Below are 16,534 nucleotides of genomic sequence, written 5' to 3' on the forward strand. Positions count from 1 at the left end.
TGCGACAGCATGCCCTCGGTGTTCACCACGTGGCTTTGGTCTGCTCGTTTTCCATGCGGTAGTAGCGACGGGTGAGGTCGAGGAGGCGAGCTATCTCATTGGTCATCGAGGTGGGGCTCATGGGGGTGGCGACGATGGGGTCGCCTGACTTGATGTAGTAGCGGCCGTCGTCGGCGTAGTCGGTCCAGAGGAAGCCGCGGCCATCGTTGGTCGGCCTGGAATCTATTGCGGGGCCTGGGAATACGGTGATCTCGCCGACGGCGGTGCGGTCGCGTTTGAACATGCGGTTGAGCTGATCGTTGATGCTGACCTCGTTCGCGCGGCGGCTGTAGCGCTGCCGGTCGGCGGCGATCTCATCCCTGCGGAAACTGACCGCGGCATGTGTGCCCGCCTGCGCTTTCGGTAGTGCGGCCACCGCAGCGGCGGCCACCTCGTTCGGCGCCCACAAACCCATGATCACGTCGCCGCCGGTGTCCTCGGCGGTGCCGGGTAGCTGGATGAGGGTGGCGCCGGAGCCATTTCGGACCGCGCCGTGGAATCGGAACACCGCAGCCAGCCCGGAGCCGCCGAAACCCTTGGATTCGATGCGGGTTTCGGGCTCCAGCAACGTCGACAAGGCAAGTTCCAGGTTCTCGGAATACTGGGGGAGCAGTGCCTGAACCGCCGCTTCCCGTTGCCGCACAAGGTCATCCCAATCGACCGCGGTGGTCGGTCGGAACGCCAGCGGATAGGGCAGCCGGTCGCGCCCGTAAGCCGACCAGAGGATATCGAACTCCTGGCCGGTGAATCGCCAACCGCGCACGCTCAGTCTTCCCCGATCACCGGCGGCACGGCCTTGTTCGGCTGGCCGAGCAACTCCTCCGACCAGTCCCCGATCAGGTAATCCTTCGTCTGATGCGTACCTTCGTCGTCGTCCTTCTTGCCGCCCGCACCACCCAACGGCATGCCACCCATGCCGGGGCGCCCCGCGGCACCGGTGCTGGTGCCGGCGCGAGCCGCCAGCGGAGCCACCGTTCCGGGCTGTTGCGGTCCACCGGGGATGCTGCGGCCCGGGGCCGGCGTGCCGGGAGTGCTTGGGCTGCCGGGACTTCCAGGGCTGCCAGGCGAACGAGTTGTCGTCGGGCTGCCCGGCGTGGTGCTGCGGGGAGTCACCCCCGGCGTTGTGCCGGGTGCGTTCGAGTTCGTCGTGCTGGCCGGCGTGGTGTTCTGGTTCGACGTGGGATTGTTTGCCTGGGTGGTGGATTGCGGTGTAGTGCCGGCGGGATTGTTCTGCGAGTTATCGCTGGCCGCCTGAGTGGCAGGGTTCTGATCCTTCGCCGGATCCCCGGACTTATCCCCAGTCTGGTCCCCGGTCTTGCCCTCGGGCGAAGCCGAGTTCTCCTGCTTCGACTGATCACCCGTACCGGAAGGGCTCGGGGAGTTGGACGAAGGTGATGGAGGACTGACCGGCTGATTCGGATTGTTCACCAGGGTGGGGCTATTGGGCACCACGGGAACACCGTTGTCGGTCTGATTCGCGACCTGCCAGTACACCGTCCGCAGCACACGCCGCGCTTCCGCAGTTGCCTCAGTTTGGTTGTGGTCATCGACTTTCAAGACGCCCTCGCTGGGCAAGGTCTTGCCACGCAGATCGGGGCTGCTGTCGCTGGCACGTGGCATCAGGGTCTGGGTTTGATGCAGGCCGGTGTACAGCTCGGACAGCTTCACCGAGATGAGTTCGGTGGAAAGGGTCAGTTGTTGTGACTGGTCAACATAGCGACCGACCGACTCGACTGCCGCTTTTGCGGCGTCGCCTTTCCAGCCACCGGCGACGGTCGCATTGATCGCATCGCCGAACGCGTGCGACTTTTCCCTGAATGTGGCGCTGACGTTCTGCCACATCTGCGAGGCATCCCATGCCTGGCTGGGTTTCATCGCGTCGACCTTGCTGATCAGATCCTGCAGCGTGCCGGTCTCGATCGCGAACAGGTCCTCGCCAGGGTTCGTGATCGACGGTGGGTCGTAGCCCTGCTCGAGTTCCTGTGCGAGCTTGCTGCGATGCGAGTAGATAGCAGTGCGATCGTCATTCCACTGCTGCTGAGCTGCGATGATCCGCGTTTGGTAGTCGTCCTGACTCATGAGCCGTCCTCCCCAGGGACGTTGATAGCCGCGATCTTCTGGCTGTTGCTTTCATCGACCGTTTGGTAGTTCGCCATGGCCTTTGCGAAAACTTGGCGCATGAGCTGGACTTCTTCGATGTGAGTTTGAAGCGATGCATCGACCGAGGTGTCCCCGCCCTTCGCCTTCTGCTGGAACTTCGTCTCGAGGATCGGGCCTGACGGCATGGTTCCGAAACCGGCGACTGTCCGGACCCGATAGGCCGAGGTGCGGATGTCATCTAGATCGTCGAGGTAAGTCTGGCATTTGGCGTCCAGGTCCTTGCCGACATCAGGACTCAGCCGCAATTCGCCTGCGTTTGCTGAGTCCAGCAATCTCTGCCACTCCGCGGTACCTTCAGCAGCCACGGTCAGCTCCCTCCCTTGGGCAGAAATTTCTCTAGATCTGTGGCATGACGAAGAGCTTCATCGCAAGGTTCACCAAGCCTGCCGACCGAGAGCCGCGTTGTTACACCGAAAAGGACCGAACCGTGTGTCGCCCCCTGTGTCACGTCCATTGCGACACCGCAATCGAGGTGCTTGTCGTCGCCAACGTTCGTGTAGCGCAGTGCGGGACGCCCCGCGACGGTCAGTTGCGTGAATCCCTCGAAGTCGGTCCGTTGGTGGAACTGCTGCAGTGTCACGATCGATGACATCACCGACAGGTCGTACCAACGAGCGGAGGAGCGCCAGCCGCACACCTTCCAGCCGGTTGGGTCGACTCCTGCAACGTCCTTGTTCTTCGTCTCGGGGCTGAGGCCGTCTGCCCGCAACGCATCATCCGGCAGCGCCGTACACGGATCCCAAATCCCCGCATCCGGATCCTTCGACCCCGACGGCTTCGCGCTCACACTCGTCGCACCGGTCGCACTCGCGACCCCGCTCGTCGTGGGCGTCCCGTCCGTCTTCTGACACCCCGCCAACGCCAGCACAACACCCACTACCAGGGCGATACCGCGCAGCTTGTTCCCCCTGCTGGTCATCCGTTCCCCTAATCGCCGGTGCTGAGATCCGTCAGAGGTGGATGTGTCCCGGTGCCCACCCCCGTTACCTGGGCAAACCGTACCGCTGACCCCTCGTGGGCCGCAACAACACGTGCTCATTTGGCAGCAGATCGGCAGCTCGCCTGGCGAGCCGGGCAGTGTTACCCGCGCTGCGCCCCCAGCAACGTGCTGTCATGCATCGTCCGCGGGCGATCGGGGTTGTCCTGAATGTGCTCGGTGGCCCGGGTGATCGCCTGGCTGTAGCGTGCGCTCGCCGCATTGTGGGTCAGCAGCGCGACGCCGATCATCATCGGCGCTACCGCGTGCACGCCCGCGTCGAACCATCGCGCGTCGCGCACATGCGGGTAGGTGTTCAAGCCGATTGTCAGCGCGAGCAAGACGATTTCGGCGGTGACGACCTGGGTGCGGCTGTTCAGCACGCCCCATTCGGCGAGCTTGGTGGTGCCGATCATGATGATCACCAGACAGACGCTGATCATCGCCTCGACCAGGTAACTGAACCAGTAGAGCGGATCGGTGACGCCGTCCGGTGCGATGTTGTGCTGCACGTTGACCGCCGACCACAGCATGCCCGCGATCACCACGCCCGCGAGCGCGCGCAGCGACCAGGCGCGGTGCCGGTACAGCGAGGCGAGCTGGGCGTGCGGGCTGGACTCGCGACGCTGTGCGGCAATGGCTTTGCGTGCCATCAGCAGGTCGCGGATGTCGGCCTTCTCGATGGCCTCTTTGGTCTGCCTGGCGCGGTCGGCGGCGTTGGAGACGGCCTCGGCGTATTTCCAGCGCTGCCCGCGGTCCTGGGTGCGGATGCGCTCGGCCAGTTCACGTTCGGCTTCCAGCTCGTCCTCGGCCAGTGCCTCGGTCAGCGCGGGATCGAACTGGTAGGCCAGTCGACCGCGGGCCCGCTCGACCCGCCTTGCCAACTGCGCGACTTCGTCGAAGGGGTGTTCCTCGGGCATGCTGCTCCAAAAGTGGATGGGCTGAACGGAACTCGACAAATCGGGAGATGCCGGGCTGCCCGATCACCGGGAGCTGGGTAGTAGCTCGCTGCGAGGGTAGCGGACAGGTGGCATCGACACCTACTCTTCATAGTCGATTCCGCGCGCCGAGGACACGCTCCAGCGTTATCTGCGCCGAAAACCCCGGCGAGTCACTCGGCCTTGGTGGCCATGTCTTCCTGGCTCCAGTAGGCGCGCATGCGCGTGATCTTGCCCGCGTCGTCGAATTCCATCACATCGATGGGGCTCAGGGTGAAGCGCTGTCCGGCGACCCGGGTGACGATGGTGAACTGGAAGGCGACCTCGTTGCCCGCCACGCGGACGCTGTCGGCCTGCAACTCGGTGTCCCGATCGAGCGCGCCGATCACGTCGTAGAACTCGCGGATGGCGGCGTGCCCGTGCCGGACCGGGGTGCCGACGGGATCCTCGACGGTCGCGTCGGAGGCGTAGAGCTCGACGATGGCCTCGGTCGGCCCCGCGCCGACCAGCTTGACGTACTGCTCGACCGCATCGCGGATCTGCTCGGTCATCGGAACTCCTGTCGAATTGGAACGTGTTCTAATTCGGCACAGTAGCAGCACAGCCGCGGGGGCGGTCAAGGATCGGTTCCGCGCTCTCGTTGCGCTCTCCACGACCCGGTCCGAGTGGCTCGGGCGTGCGGAATCCCCCCGAAAGTTGGAATGCCCCCGCAGGCGCTGTGCTGTTGTCGGCATCCGCGTGCTTGGACACGGTGGCGACCCGAAAACTCGATCGCGCCCGGTGCCGGAGATCGCCGTTGGTCTCCCGTGGTTCGCCGTTGAACCTTTATCCGCGCTGATGCTTTCGTTAATTCTGTCGCTTCGACCCGGCTTGGTGTTACCGCCGGTCCGTCCAGCGGAACAGGTGTTGTTTCGGTCCGCTTTGCCCGCTGATTACTGCTTTTGTCGGCCCCGAGCCAGGAAACTCATCGCTAACTCCGCCGAACCGGTCCCGGTGTGTCGGCCTTGCGCTGCCGGTGAAGTGCTGTTTACTCGGTCCGGTCAACCAGATGTTCGAGTGACGAGTGGAAGCGGAGGAGACATGGCACTGCCTACCATGACCGCGGAGCAGCGCACTGAAGCGTTGGCCAAAGCGGCAGCGGTCCGCAAGGCGCGCTCCGAACTGATCGGCAAGGTGAAGGCGGGCAAGGTTTCGGTCGCCGACCTGCTGAAGAAGGCCGACTCTGATGAGCTGGTCAAGAAGACCAAGGTCGCCGCGGTGATCAAGGCTCTGCCAGGTGTCGGACCGGTGAAGGCCGCCAAGTTGATGGATCAGGCGGAGATCCCGGAGGATCGTCGGATCGGCGGGCTCGGCGCACGTCAGCGTGCGGCGCTGCTCGACGCCCTGAAGGACTGACCAGCTAGATTCGCGGTTGATCTAACCGGGGAACGAAACCTCACGTCGGTGGCGCGGCTTTGCCTCGCGAAGGACCGCCTGCTCGCGGCCCTGACCACGTAGCTCAGCCCCCAGCCGCACAGACAGTGCAAACGCCCCACAGCGCCTCGAAGGGCTGTGGGGCGTTGGCGTCGGCACGGCAGGGGGTGCGAAAGAGCGCCAGCAGCCGGATGCGTGCCGTTTGCTCAGCGCCGGCGACGCGGGAACTTCACATTGAACGGTGCCGGATCCGACATGGGAATGTCGCCGCGCGGCGGCAGCACTACGCAGGCGAGACCGAGGGCGATCAGCAGGGCGGCCGCGACGAGACTGAACGCGAAACTGACGCCGCTCATGTCCATGGGCTGATGGAAGGCGTGGTAGACGAAATGCGGCAGGCTGAAGACCAGCCAGCCGATGCCCGCGATGCGCGCCGCCGCGGTGCTGTTGAGGACGAGCGCCGCGATGGTGACCGCGGTGAGCGCCAGGAAGAACGCGCCGACGTCGCCCGCGAGATGATGGTTGTATGGGCCGTCGGCGGCGATCCAGTGCATGCCGAAGCCGGGGAAGCTGGTGTACCAGGAATGCGGCGCGATGGTCGCCCACAGCCCGACGATGGCGCCCTGAACGGCCAAGACCGCCAAGACTATTCGGGTGATCAGCAAGCGGCGCCGGTACTGCTCGAAACGCATCCGCACGCGTAACCCCTCTTGCGTGCCCTCCACCGAAATCCGCATCGGTCTCTCCGTTCCCGCCGAACTGCTCCGATTACGTGCTGTCACGGTAAATCGGCCACCCGGTCCGGGCAAGGGGTGATCAGGCCAGCATGGATGTCGCGTTCGGTGCGGCGACTATCCGATCCGGATGGGTATAGACGTTCATCGTGTCGCCGCGCAGGAAAGCGGCGAGGGTGAGGCCCGTCTCGGCCGCCAGATCGACCGCGAGCGAACTGGGCGCGGAGACGGCACCGAGCATCGGAATGCCCGCCATCGCCGCCTTCTGGACCAGCTCGAAGGAGGCGCGTCCGCTGACGATGAGCACCAGATCGCTTGCGGGAACCAGGTTTTCCCGTAACGCCCAGCCGATCACCTTGTCCACGGCGTTGTGCCTGCCGATGTCCTCGCGGACCGCGAGTGCCGTGCCGTCGGTGGTGAACAGGCCCGCCGCGTGCAAGCCGCCGGTCACCTCGAAGAGGATCTGCTTGCTGCGCAAGGTATCCGGCATGCCCGCCAGCACCTGCGTATCCACCGCGGCCCCGCCCTGGACGATCGGGTACTTGGACAGGGTGCGCACCTCGTCGAGGGCGGTCTTGCCGCACAGGCCGCAGGCGCCGGTGGTCAGGAAGTTGCGCGGCCGCATCGAGACCGGGTTGCGCAGCGTGAGGTCGAGGACGTTGTAGGTCTGGCGGCCCTCGTCGTCGGTGCCCGCGCAGTAGCGGGCCGCCATGATCTCCTCGGCGACGCCGATCATGCCCTCGCTCAACAGGAATCCGTGCACGAGGTCGACATCGTTGCCCGGGGTGCGCATGGTGACGGTCAGCGAATCACCGCCGATCCGGATCTCGAGCGGCTCCTCGACGGCCAGGGTATCGGGGCGTTGGATCTCACCCGTCGACGAGATCCGGCGCATTCTGCGGCGGGCGGTGACTCTACTCATGGCTGGCCCGTTCCAGTCTGATGGTCACCGACTTGGACACCGGGGTATTCGACCGTGCCGCGACATGGTCGAGTGGGACAAGGGGATTCGTCTCCGGATAGTAGGCCGCCGCGTTGCCGCGCGGGGTCGGGTAGGCGATGAGCCGGAAACCCTTGACGCTGCGCTCGGTACCGTCGGTCCACTCCGAAATCACATCGACGAGATCGTCTTCCGCGAAGCCGAGGGCGGTGATGTCGTCGGGATGCACCAGCACCACCTTGCGGCCGCCGTGCACGCCGCGGTAACGATCGTCGAGGCCGTAGATGGTGGTGTTGTACTGGTCGTGACTGCGCAGCGTCTGCAGGATCAGCCTGCCCTCGGGGACCGGGGTCCAGCTGAGCTCGTTCACCGCGAAGTTGGCTTTGCCTGTGCTGGTACGGAATTCGCGGTTGTCCCGGGGCGGGTGCGGTAGCACGAAGCCGTTGCGGGCGCGCACCCGCGTGTTGTAGTCGGCGCAGCCGGGGACCACCCGGGAAATCGCGTCGCGGATGGTGTCGTAGTCGCGCCGGAAGCGCGCCCACGGGACCGGGTGGTCCGCGCCGAACAGGGTCAGCGCGACATCGCAGACGATGGCGACCTCGCTGCGCAGCTGCTCGCTCACCGGCTTGAGCCTGCCGGTGGACAGGTGCACCATCGACATCGAATCCTCTACCGACACCTGCTGTTTCAGGCCGTCACGCAGATCCTGATCGGTGCGGCCGAGGGTGGGCAGGATCAGCGCGGTCTTGCCGTGCACCACGTGGCTGCGGTTGAGCTTGGTGGAAACCTGCACGGTCAGCGCGCAATTGCGCAGCGCGGTCTCGGTCACCGCGGTGTCCGGAGTGGCCGAGACGAAATTGCCACCCATGCCGAAGAACACTTCCGCCCGGCCGTCGCGCATGGCGCGGATGGCGTCGACCGTGTCGAAGCCGTGCTTGCGCGGGCTGGCGATGCCGAATTCCTGGTCCAGCGCGTCGAGGAACGCGTCGGGCATCTTCTCCCAGATGCCCATGGTGCGGTCGCCCTGCACGTTGGAATGCCCGCGCACCGGGCAGACCCCCGCGCCGGGCTTGCCGATCATGCCGCGCAGCAGCAGCAGATTCGTCGCCTCCTCGATGGTGGCGACGCCGTGCGCCTGCTGGGTGAGGCCCATGGCCCAGCAGATGATGATGTTCTTGGACTCGGCCAATTGCTGTGCGGTGCGGTCGAGTTCTGCTCGGGTCAGGCCCGTCGCTTCGAGAACTGTGGCGAAATCTACCGCACGGACCTGCTTTTCGTATTCGGCGAATCCGGCGCAGTGCGCGTCGATGAACTCCTGGTCGACCACCGTGCCCGGCGCGCGGTCCTCGGCCTCGAACAGCAGCCTGCCGAGGGCCTGGAACAACGCCATATCGCCGCCGAGGCGGATCTGCAGGAAGTCGTCGGCGATGGACACGCCGGTGGTGAAGCCCTTCACGGTCTGCGGATCGCGGAAGCCGAGCAAGCCGGTTTCGGGCAGCGGGTTGATCGCGATGATCTTCGCGCCCTTGGTTTTGGCGTCGGCCAGCGCGCTGAGCATGCGCGGATGGTTGGTGCCCGGGTTCTGACCGGCGACGATGATCAAGTCGGCGGCGGCGAAGTCATCGATCGAGACCGAACCCTTGCCGATGCCGATCGAGCTGGTCAGCGCGGCGCCCGAGGACTCGTGACACATGTTCGAGCAGTCCGGCAGATTGTTCGTGCCGAAACTGCGGACCAGCAGCTGGTAGAGGAACGCGGTCTCGTTGCTGGTGCGGCCGGAGGTGTAGAAGATCGCCTCGTCGGGAGATGTCAAGGCGCCCAAGTGATCCGCGACCAATCGGTAAGCGTCGTCCCAGGCGATGGGGGTGTAGTGGGTATCGCCGGGGCGCAGCACCATCGGATGCGTCAGCCTGCCCTGCTGGCCGAGCCAATAGCCCGACTTGTCCGCCAGCTCATCGATCGAATGCGCGGCGAAGAACTCGGGGGTGACCGTGCGCAGCGTCGCCTCCTCGGCGACCGCCTTCGCGCCGTTCTCGCAGAACTCGGCCGGGCGGCGATGACCGGTCGGCTCCGGCCACGCGCAACCGGGACAGTCGAAGCCGTGCACCTGATTGACCCGAGCGAGGGTACGGGCGGTCCGGATCACGCCCATCTCGTCGACCGCGCGCTTCAGCGACACCGCGACCGCGGTGACACCCGCGGCCTGCTCTTTCGGCGCGGTCACGCTCAGCGCGGACTCATCGATATCCTCGGTCGGCCCATTACGGTGCATAGTTCGTATTGTCCTCTTCGCGCTGTCTGAGTCGGGCAGGGGACCAGCTAACCTCGATGGTATGCACTCGGCGCGATGCGGGTGCGGAACACGCGCTGACCTTAATAGGCGTTCGGCATCGGCGCGCGTCCCCAGATCCCACCCCAGCGCTGACTCGGCGATAGCAGCACAACTGGGCTCGCCCGAGTTGACTCCGCATAGGCGCACACCGCATTACGATGCTAGGGATCGCACGCACGTAGGCGCGGTCGTACAGAGTCCGTCATCGAACCGTGCAGGGTCGGATCGAAGGCGGTGGTACGCCTAGCGAGAGCATGGCCGATGGGGACGCTGGCACCAATTGCTGCGCGTGCCGGCGCAGCGCGTCGGCAAGTGGCGACGAGGCGCGCGACTCGGAAGTTGGTCGGCGGTGCCGGGGCTCTGTGTTGGGTTGTGCTGCTTGGTTTTCCGGGGGCTCCCGCGTTCGGGGACGCGGGTTCTGGTTGGTCGCCTGCGGTGGTCGGGGCGCAATGGTGGTCGCCAGATGGCGGGTTGACGGACCTTGGCGCTCGGGCGGGGCCAGCGGTGCTGGTTCCCGTGCGGCAGCCGACTAGTCCGCTGCCGCCGAGAGATGGTGGCGGGCCGGTGCCGCCCGCTCCGGCGCAGCAGCCGCCATCGGATAACACCGGGACGCACGAAGGGGCGTCGCCGCGTCGAGCGCACCAGCCTTGCGGCAGGGAGGACGGCCCTACTTGTCCGAGTGTTCCGCCGTCGAGTGAAACGAAACCGCCGGACGTCACGACTTCGCCGGTTACGACACCACCTGTTACGACGCCGCCGGTTACGACACCACCTATCACGACCACACCGCCACCCGATACTCCATCGACGCCGCCTGACACGACGCCGCCGCCTGACACGACGACCGAAATGGCCCCGCCGCCCCCAGAGGAGGCGATCCCGCCGCTACCTCCGCAGACCAGGCCGCCAGATGTTGTTGTGCCACCGCAGAATTCGGTTCGGGCACCGGTGATTGCGCCGCCTGCTCCTGAAGCGCTGCCGCCACCTCCGCCACCCCGATTGCTGCCTGCCGCAATGGATCTCACGCCGTCGGCGGTGGGGCCCGGTGCCGGCGTCACGGCCAGTGGGCACGGGTGTGATCCGCAGGCGCCGGTCGATGTGACGTTGGGGGGCGTTGCCGTTGCCAAGACGGTCGCCGGGGTGGACGGGGCGTTCGAGGTGCCGCTGACCACCGGGCCGGTGGATGTCGGCAGGTACCAGGTGACCGCGAAATGCGGGCCCACGTTGGTCGCGCCGCTGGACGTGGTGCTGGTCGGCAGTATCGGGGCAGGCACGTCGACGCTGACCGTGATTCTGTGCTTTCTCCTGCTCGGCGGGTGGTATTACGGCCGCCGCCTCGTTGCACAGCTACCTGCGCGGAGCGGCGAATGAGCGGTGGCGACCATGGCATTCGGCATGTTGTCTGGCTGGTGCTGATCGTGCTGGTCTGGACGGCGGCGCAGGCGGGTGCGCGGCCCGACGGGGTAGACATGTCGGCGAATATCGACGGCCACGATATCGCGGGGACGTCGGTGGAGAAGCCGTTGCGGCTCGAGCCGGACAGCACCATCCGAGTCGCGATCGAGTTGACGAACAATACGAGCGACCCGCTGGAGATCCGGCACGTCGATCTCACGGGGCACGTGCTCGGCCTGAGTTTCTTCTCCTACTCCACCGCCGTCGAATTGGCCGTTGCGCCAGGCAAATCCGAGTCACTGCGATATCGCCTGGAGTTGCGCGGGCTGTCCGGGCAAGCGATCGGCTTGATCGGCGGTGAGCTCGCGGTCTACGGCGCGAGCGGCGCGGCGGTGGCCGCGATACCGGTGATCACCGATGTGCGCGGCTCGTTGTGGTCGGTGTACGGACTGTTCGGGATCGCGCTCGCCGTACTCACCGCGCTCGGCATCGCGGACGCGGCGTTGACCATTGCGCGACATCGGCTTTCGGCCAATCGATGGCAGCGCGGGTTGCGGGTGCTCGCGCCGGGGCTCGGAATCGGGCTGGTGTTCGCGTTCACCGCGTCGGTCGCCAGGTGGTGGGTGCCCGACACCGGTCTGTGGCTGGCATTCGCGGGAGTCAGCGCGACGGTTGCGTTTCTGCTCGGCTACGCCGCGCCGACGCCGGAGCCGGACGAGGATCTCGCCGACGACGCCAACCATTCCGACGACGTCGACGAGGCCGAGACCTACCGGTTCTCGGCCGAAGGGCCGAACCCGTGACCGAGCAGGTGCGCGTCCGAGGACCGCGATGCCGCGAGCTCGCTATCTCGGCCGACCTCCCGCTCCTTCCGGTTCTCCGCCCACCACAACACGATCCGCGCCCCCGGCTCTTGCGAGCTGAGCATGGAGCCTGCGGTCGGTAAACTTTCCGGGATGCGGATCGGCGAGTTGTCCAAACGCACGGGCGTGAGTCAGCGCTCACTGCGGTACTACGAAGAGCAGGGTCTGCTGAGCAGCTCGCGCTCCGACGCCGGGCAGCGCCACTATTCCGATGCCGGGGTCCAGCGCGTATCGCTCATCCGGCAGCTGTTCGACGCGGGGATGTCCAGCCGGGTGATCGCGACCGTGCTGCCGTGCGTGGAGACGCCCGATGACCACGGCGTGGTCGAGCTGGCGTTCGAGACGATGCTGCGCGAGCGGGATCGGATCGACGCCGACATCGCGCACTTGATCGAGACCCGAGCGGCGCTCGACGTGCTGATCAAGGCCAACAGTCAGCACCAGACGGAGCTGGCCGCGGCACCGGTGCCGTCGATCTGACGCTGTGACCTGCACCTCAGCCACTTGCCCCTTACATCGGTGTGAGGGATGAGGATGGCGACAGCGCCCGGAACCACCGGGGTCGGTCACACAGGAGGCGGCAGAAAATGGGGCAGGCGTGGGGTTTCGGCAGGTACGGCGGGCCCGAGGTGCAGGAGTTCTTCGATCGTCCCGATCCCGTCCCCGGTCAGGGCGAGGTGCTGATCCGGGTCGATGTCGCCGGTGTGAATCCCCTCGACCATTTGCTGCGTTCGGGTCTGGTGCCCGGGCTCGATGGCGGGCGGCCGTTCCCCCGCGTGCTGGGCATGGAGGCAGCGGGAACTGTGCTCGCCTTGGGCGCGGATGTCGACGGGCTCGCGGTGGGTGACGCGGTCTTCGGCTTCGCATTTACTGGAGGCGGCACCTACGCCGAGACGACGGTGCTGTCCGCCCCGAACACCGCGCGCATCCCGGCGGGCCTGTCCGCGACCGTGGCGGCAACGCTGCCGGTGGCCGGGACGACCGCGGTGGATGCGCTCGACCAGCTCGGCCTCCCGGCCGGCGCCACGGTCCTGGTCAACGGCGTCGGCGGCGGGGTCGGTCTTGCTGTGGCCCGGCTGGCTGCCGGACGCGAGCTGCGGGTGACCGGCACCGGGAGTACCGCCAAGCGCGAGCACGCCGAGGCCATCGGGGTGCGATTCATCGACTACTCCACCGGGGACGTCGTCGCCGCGGCACGCGAACTGGTTCCGGACGGTGTCGACGGGATCGTCGACCTGGTCGGCGGCGCCTCGCTGCGGACGGTCGCGCCACTGGCCAGGGACCCGCGCAACGTGATCGCCGTGGGTGATTCGGCTGTGGCCGAGCTCGGCGGGCGTTTCGTCGAGCGTCGCCTCGACCGCGCGAACCTGGAGCGGTCCGCCCGGCTTGCCATCGACGGACTCCTCGCACCCGTGATCACCGCAGTTCATCCGCTCGCCGATGCCCCGGCTGCGCTCGCCACCGTCGAGAACGGTCACACCTCGGGCAAGGTCGTCATCAAGGTGACATGAGAAGCGCCGACCGCCGCCAACCCGACGGGCGATCGACTCGGGAACGCACGAATGGCGATCGGTGGATGGTCCACCGATCGCCGGTCGTACTCATGAATGTGTCATCGCGAGAGCGAGTTACGCAGTTCGGTGATGGTGGCGCGGCGCTCGTAGGCGATCCAGGCGAAGATCGCGGCGAGCACCAGCGGGAAGATCCCCATCGCGGGCATGTCGGCGAGGAAAACCTGTGACCCGGCGGCGAGCACGGTGAGAAGGGACAGACCCGCGGCGGCCAGGGCGCTGAGCCGCGGCACCAGCAGGCCGATACCGCCCGCGACCTCCGCAACTCCGATGAAGATGAGCAGCCCGAGGGGGATGGTCAGATTCGCGGGGGCGTTCTCCATCAGGGTGTTCGGCATCACCAGCTTCGGCCCGCCGGAGGCGATGATGAAGAACAGGCCGAGCACGATCTGCAGGGTCCACAGGACGCGGTTGCGGACCTTGCCCGGACGGTAGGTGACGGCGTCGGCGAAGTTGGCGGTGGCGGTGGTGGTGGTGGTCATTTTTCTAGTCCTTCTCGTGGGTCGCGCCGGGTTGGTAGCGCGTTCAAGGGATAAGACGGGACGCCTGCGGAGAACTCATCGCTGTCGGCAAAGATTTTCGGAACCTGCGGGATCGTTGCTCCCTGAACGTCGGGCATTGACTGTGCCCCCACGGCCAGGTGTCTACTACCACCACATCCAGGAGACGTATGACAGCAGGAGGACACCATGACCCATCCGGCGCGTATCGCCAGCCGGGCCTTGCACGCCGCGGTCCAGGCCCGTGACAAGGACGCTTGGCTGGCTATGTTCGCGGCGGACGCCATCGTCGAAGATCCGGTCGGCCCTTCGGATTTCGATCCGGAAGGTAAGGAGCATCGGGGCCGTGACGCCATCTCGGCGTTCTGGGACAAGGCCATCGAGCCCAACGAGTCGATCGAGTTCCTGTTCGACGACTCCTTCGCCTGCGGGAACGAAGTCGCGTTCACCGGAAAGGTGTGCAGCCACAACGGCGGCCAGGTGATCGACGCCGAGGGAGTGTTCAACTATCGAGTCGATGAGGCGGGGCAAGATCGTCGCCGTGCGTGCTTTCTGGGAGTTCGAGCGCACGATGCAGACCATGAGACCTGCCTGACTTCAGCCGGTTTCGGCGGGGCGTGACCGCCGGATTCGGCGGACGATCCTCGGCTTGCACCTGACGTAAGGTCAGGTTCTAACGTCAGCGACACCGACGCACGGTGCGTCGGTGGAAGTGGGATGAAACGGATGGACCTACCCGAAACCGAGCGTGTATGGAAGGTCGGTGAGCTCGCGGCCGAGGCCGGACTGACGGTGCGGACGCTGCATCATTACGACCACATCGGGTTGGTCTGCCCGGCGGAGCGGACCGGCACCGGCCACCGGCTCTACGTCGCGAGCGATGTCCAGCGCCTGTACCAGGTGCTGGCCCTGCGTCAGCTGGGCCTGGGACTGGACCAGATCATCGACCTGCTCGAGGGCGCCGTGCCGGTGGCCCAGGTGCTTTCCGCTCATCGCGACTATCTGGCCGCGCAACTGGCCGCGACCCAGGACCTGCACGCCTTGGTCGCGGCGCTGGCCGCCACGGCGGCGAGCAGGCCGGACACATCCGCGGATCGCTTCCTGGAATTGATCAGGAGGACCGTCATGGTCGACGACACCATCAAAGAGTATTTCACCGAGGAACAGCTGACGCAGCTCGCTCAGCGTCGAGAAGCCCTGGGAGAACAGCGCATTCAGCAAGCTGAAGCGCAATGGGGTGAGCTCGTTCCCAAGGTCGACGCGGCCATCGCGGCGGGAATGGACCCGTCCGCACCCGAGGCGCAGACCTTGGCGGCGCAGTGGATGGAGCTCTTGGAAGGGTTCCATGGCGGTGACGCAGGCTTGCGCGACAGCATGTATCAGATGCAGGTCAATCGGGCCGAAGCCGAGGCATGCGGCCCGTCACCCGCACAGATCGAGTTCATCACGGCCGCGAACTCGGCGCGTCGATAACGAATGCGGGAGGTTACGCACGGCGCCTGATGCGCGAGAACCTTTCTCTCGCATCAGGCGCCGTGCCTATATTTCGGATGGTGTCGCAGAGCCTGCCGCCACTAGCGGGACCCCCAAAAATGTGGGGATAGCCGCGAGCACGTCGGTCGCAGCATGATCGACGCACGTAATGGAGGTACGGGATGAGAACGTTGCACGTCGGATTGCGGGTGACCGATCTCGGGCGGTCGCTGGCGTTCTACCGGGCCATCGGCTACGAGGTTGTCGGTAGCGTGCCCGAGACACCGATCGGGCGTCTGAGCATGCTGAAGCTACCCGACGATCAGTTCGTCACCGTCGAGCTGGTCCACGACGGCAAGCCGGTCGAGCGTGGCACCGATGTCAGTCACTTGGTCGTACAGGTCGAGTCGATGGCCGACACGCTCGACGTGCTGGCCGAGCACGGGATCGAGCCCGTCGCCCCGGGAGAGGAACGCGAAGACGGTCTGAAGACGACGTTCATCGCCGACCCGGACGGTCGCCGGATCGAACTCGTCCAGTGGCCGGCGGGTCACACCGACGGCATGACCGCCGCCGACTGGCCAGCGGAAAGGGATTGAGAATGGTGAGGACGCCACTGCGGCTTTATATGGCCATGTCGGTCGATGGCTACATCGCCGGGCCGGACGACCGGCCGGGCCAGGAACTCGGCCGCGACGGCGGGCGGCTGTTCAACTGGCTCGACGACCGGATGTCCGAGGGAATCAACGGGCAGGTGTATGCCGAGGCCTCGGCCACCGGCGCCGTGATATCCGGACGCCGCACGTTCGAGCTGGCCAAGCGATGGCACGGCGACCACCACGACGGCGTGCCGATCAACGTGCTCACCCACCGCATCGACCCGGCCGACGAGCCACCCGGCAGCGCGAAGTTCTACACCGACGTCGACGCGTGTGCCGCCGACGCTCGAGCGGCAGCAGGCGATCGACCCGTGCTGGTCCATGGCGCGGGTGCGGCACAGGCTCTGCTGGCAGCGGGCCAGCTCGACGAACTCGAACTGCATCTCGTCCCCGTGCTGCTGGGTGCGGGACGGCGGCTGTTCGAGCCGACCGGACTCGGCCACATCGAATTGGAGCTCGTCCGGCGGCTCGAAGGACGAAACGCCACCCATCTGCGGTACTTGGTCCATCGAGAAGAACAACAGCCCTGACTGCTCTCGAC

General features: G+C 66.2%; 18 protein-coding genes and 1 pseudogene. 9 read left to right on the forward strand and 10 right to left on the reverse strand.

What is annotated here, in order from left to right:
• Positions 1-22: 22 nt before the first annotated feature.
• The 6 genes from ACIBCN_RS37705 to ACIBCN_RS37730 all read right to left on the reverse strand — a co-directional run bounded on the left by ACIBCN_RS37705 (position 23) and on the right by ACIBCN_RS37730 (position 4,664).
• Entirely contained in the window at positions 23-802 is a 780-nt protein-coding gene (locus ACIBCN_RS37705) for an ESX secretion-associated protein EspG (RefSeq protein ID WP_396996830.1), read from the reverse strand.
• A gap of 2 nt (positions 803-804) precedes the next feature.
• Positions 805-2,118 (reverse strand): hypothetical protein, encoded by a 1,314-nt coding sequence (locus tag ACIBCN_RS37710; protein WP_396996832.1) that lies wholly within the window; start codon positions 2,116-2,118, stop codon positions 805-807.
• On the reverse strand, positions 2,115-2,504 hold the full coding sequence (locus tag ACIBCN_RS37715; protein ID WP_396996833.1) for a hypothetical protein: 390 nt from the start codon (positions 2,502-2,504) through the stop codon (positions 2,115-2,117). Before ACIBCN_RS37715 ends, ACIBCN_RS37710 begins: the two co-directional genes overlap by 4 nt.
• Before the next feature lie 2 nt (positions 2,505-2,506).
• Complete coding sequence (locus ACIBCN_RS37720; protein WP_396996835.1) at positions 2,507-3,118, reverse strand: DUF3558 domain-containing protein; 612 nt, start codon at positions 3,116-3,118, stop codon at positions 2,507-2,509.
• 161 nt (positions 3,119-3,279) lie between these two features.
• Positions 3,280-4,095 carry a hypothetical protein gene (locus ACIBCN_RS37725; protein WP_396996837.1) on the reverse strand — a complete coding sequence of 272 codons (816 nt, stop codon included), beginning with the start codon at positions 4,093-4,095 and terminating at the stop codon, positions 3,280-3,282.
• A gap of 191 nt (positions 4,096-4,286) precedes the next feature.
• Positions 4,287-4,664 carry a nuclear transport factor 2 family protein gene (locus ACIBCN_RS37730; protein WP_396996839.1) on the reverse strand — a complete coding sequence of 126 codons (378 nt, stop codon included), beginning with the start codon at positions 4,662-4,664 and terminating at the stop codon, positions 4,287-4,289.
• Between the two features lie 529 nt (positions 4,665-5,193).
• On the opposite strand from ACIBCN_RS37730, the gene mihF reads away from it, so the two are divergent.
• Positions 5,194-5,508 carry an integration host factor, actinobacterial type gene (gene mihF, locus ACIBCN_RS37735; RefSeq protein ID WP_029895202.1) on the forward strand — a complete coding sequence of 105 codons (315 nt, stop codon included), beginning with the start codon at positions 5,194-5,196 and terminating at the stop codon, positions 5,506-5,508.
• Positions 5,509-5,732: 224 nt separating this feature from the next.
• Here mihF and ACIBCN_RS37740 read toward each other — a convergent pair whose 3' ends face one another.
• The 3 genes from ACIBCN_RS37740 to ACIBCN_RS37750 all read right to left on the reverse strand — a co-directional run bounded on the left by ACIBCN_RS37740 (position 5,733) and on the right by ACIBCN_RS37750 (position 9,472).
• Entirely contained in the window at positions 5,733-6,263 is a 531-nt protein-coding gene (locus ACIBCN_RS37740) for a hypothetical protein (RefSeq protein WP_396996841.1), read from the reverse strand.
• 79 nt (positions 6,264-6,342) lie between these two features.
• Complete coding sequence (gene fdhD, locus ACIBCN_RS37745; protein ID WP_396996843.1) at positions 6,343-7,182, reverse strand: formate dehydrogenase accessory sulfurtransferase FdhD; 840 nt, start codon at positions 7,180-7,182, stop codon at positions 6,343-6,345.
• Entirely contained in the window at positions 7,175-9,472 is a 2,298-nt protein-coding gene (locus tag ACIBCN_RS37750; RefSeq protein WP_396996844.1) for an FdhF/YdeP family oxidoreductase, read from the reverse strand. Before ACIBCN_RS37750 ends, fdhD begins: the two co-directional genes overlap by 8 nt.
• Before the next feature lie 1,074 nt (positions 9,473-10,546).
• On the opposite strand from ACIBCN_RS37750, the gene ACIBCN_RS37755 reads away from it, so the two are divergent.
• The 4 genes from ACIBCN_RS37755 to ACIBCN_RS37770 all read left to right on the forward strand — a co-directional run bounded on the left by ACIBCN_RS37755 (position 10,547) and on the right by ACIBCN_RS37770 (position 13,301).
• Positions 10,547-10,903 (forward strand): hypothetical protein, encoded by a 357-nt coding sequence (locus ACIBCN_RS37755; protein ID WP_396996846.1) that lies wholly within the window; start codon positions 10,547-10,549, stop codon positions 10,901-10,903.
• Entirely contained in the window at positions 10,900-11,730 is an 831-nt protein-coding gene (locus ACIBCN_RS37760) for a hypothetical protein (protein WP_396996847.1), read from the forward strand. The genes ACIBCN_RS37755 and ACIBCN_RS37760 overlap by 4 nt, the downstream gene beginning before the upstream one ends.
• A gap of 153 nt (positions 11,731-11,883) precedes the next feature.
• Positions 11,884-12,270, forward strand: coding sequence for a MerR family transcriptional regulator (locus ACIBCN_RS37765; RefSeq protein WP_396996849.1), 387 nt, complete (start codon positions 11,884-11,886; stop codon positions 12,268-12,270).
• Between the two features lie 107 nt (positions 12,271-12,377).
• Positions 12,378-13,301, forward strand: coding sequence for an NADP-dependent oxidoreductase (locus ACIBCN_RS37770; protein WP_396996851.1), 924 nt, complete (start codon positions 12,378-12,380; stop codon positions 13,299-13,301).
• A gap of 101 nt (positions 13,302-13,402) precedes the next feature.
• On the opposite strand, the gene ACIBCN_RS37775 is transcribed toward ACIBCN_RS37770, so the two are convergent.
• The gene (locus tag ACIBCN_RS37775) at positions 13,403-13,843 is read right to left on the reverse strand and encodes a DoxX family protein (RefSeq protein WP_396996853.1); all 441 of its coding nucleotides are present in this window, start codon (positions 13,841-13,843) and stop codon (positions 13,403-13,405) included.
• Positions 13,844-14,050: 207 nt separating this feature from the next.
• Here ACIBCN_RS37775 and ACIBCN_RS37780 point away from each other — a divergent pair.
• The 4 genes and pseudogenes from ACIBCN_RS37780 (at position 14,051) to ACIBCN_RS37795 (ending at position 16,523) form a co-directional block, all read left to right on the forward strand.
• A pseudogene (locus ACIBCN_RS37780) lies at positions 14,051-14,456 on the forward strand (nuclear transport factor 2 family protein).
• A gap of 122 nt (positions 14,457-14,578) precedes the next feature.
• Complete coding sequence (locus ACIBCN_RS37785) at positions 14,579-15,334, forward strand: MerR family transcriptional regulator (RefSeq protein WP_396996855.1); 756 nt, start codon at positions 14,579-14,581, stop codon at positions 15,332-15,334.
• A gap of 182 nt (positions 15,335-15,516) precedes the next feature.
• On the forward strand, positions 15,517-15,933 hold the full coding sequence (locus ACIBCN_RS37790; RefSeq protein ID WP_396996856.1) for a VOC family protein: 417 nt from the start codon (positions 15,517-15,519) through the stop codon (positions 15,931-15,933).
• 2 nt (positions 15,934-15,935) lie between these two features.
• Positions 15,936-16,523 (forward strand): dihydrofolate reductase family protein, encoded by a 588-nt coding sequence (locus tag ACIBCN_RS37795; protein WP_396996858.1) that lies wholly within the window; start codon positions 15,936-15,938, stop codon positions 16,521-16,523.
• The last annotated feature ends 11 nt before the right edge of the window (positions 16,524-16,534 follow it).

It is taken from the genome of Nocardia sp. NPDC051052 (assembly GCF_044456045.1).
Classification (GTDB): domain Bacteria; phylum Actinomycetota; class Actinomycetes; order Mycobacteriales; family Mycobacteriaceae; genus Nocardia.

Bases quoted from the DNA above. Each gene is read 5' to 3' on its own strand.
- ACIBCN_RS37775 (WP_396996853.1), bottom strand. From the start codon at position 13,843: ATGACCACCACCACCACCGCCACCGCCAACTTCGCCGACGCCGTCACC.
- ACIBCN_RS37730 (WP_396996839.1), bottom strand. From the start codon at position 4,664: ATGACCGAGCAGATCCGCGATGCGGTCGAGCAGTACGTCAAGCTGGTC.
- ACIBCN_RS37710 (WP_396996832.1), bottom strand. From the start codon at position 2,118: ATGAGTCAGGACGACTACCAAACGCGGATCATCGCAGCTCAGCAGCAG.
- ACIBCN_RS37765 (WP_396996849.1), top strand. From the start codon at position 11,884: ATGCGGATCGGCGAGTTGTCCAAACGCACGGGCGTGAGTCAGCGCTCA.
- ACIBCN_RS37760 (WP_396996847.1), top strand. From the start codon at position 10,900: ATGAGCGGTGGCGACCATGGCATTCGGCATGTTGTCTGGCTGGTGCTG.
- ACIBCN_RS37795 (WP_396996858.1), top strand. From the start codon at position 15,936: ATGGTGAGGACGCCACTGCGGCTTTATATGGCCATGTCGGTCGATGGC.
- fdhD (WP_396996843.1), bottom strand. From the start codon at position 7,182: ATGAGTAGAGTCACCGCCCGCCGCAGAATGCGCCGGATCTCGTCGACG.
- ACIBCN_RS37785 (WP_396996855.1), top strand. From the start codon at position 14,579: ATGAAACGGATGGACCTACCCGAAACCGAGCGTGTATGGAAGGTCGGT.
- ACIBCN_RS37755 (WP_396996846.1), top strand. From the start codon at position 10,547: ATGGATCTCACGCCGTCGGCGGTGGGGCCCGGTGCCGGCGTCACGGCC.
- ACIBCN_RS37720 (WP_396996835.1), bottom strand. From the start codon at position 3,118: ATGACCAGCAGGGGGAACAAGCTGCGCGGTATCGCCCTGGTAGTGGGT.
- ACIBCN_RS37725 (WP_396996837.1), bottom strand. From the start codon at position 4,095: ATGCCCGAGGAACACCCCTTCGACGAAGTCGCGCAGTTGGCAAGGCGG.
- ACIBCN_RS37740 (WP_396996841.1), bottom strand. From the start codon at position 6,263: ATGCGGATTTCGGTGGAGGGCACGCAAGAGGGGTTACGCGTGCGGATG.
- mihF (WP_029895202.1), top strand. From the start codon at position 5,194: ATGGCACTGCCTACCATGACCGCGGAGCAGCGCACTGAAGCGTTGGCC.
- ACIBCN_RS37790 (WP_396996856.1), top strand. From the start codon at position 15,517: ATGAGAACGTTGCACGTCGGATTGCGGGTGACCGATCTCGGGCGGTCG.
- ACIBCN_RS37770 (WP_396996851.1), top strand. From the start codon at position 12,378: ATGGGGCAGGCGTGGGGTTTCGGCAGGTACGGCGGGCCCGAGGTGCAG.
- ACIBCN_RS37750 (WP_396996844.1), bottom strand. From the start codon at position 9,472: ATGCACCGTAATGGGCCGACCGAGGATATCGATGAGTCCGCGCTGAGC.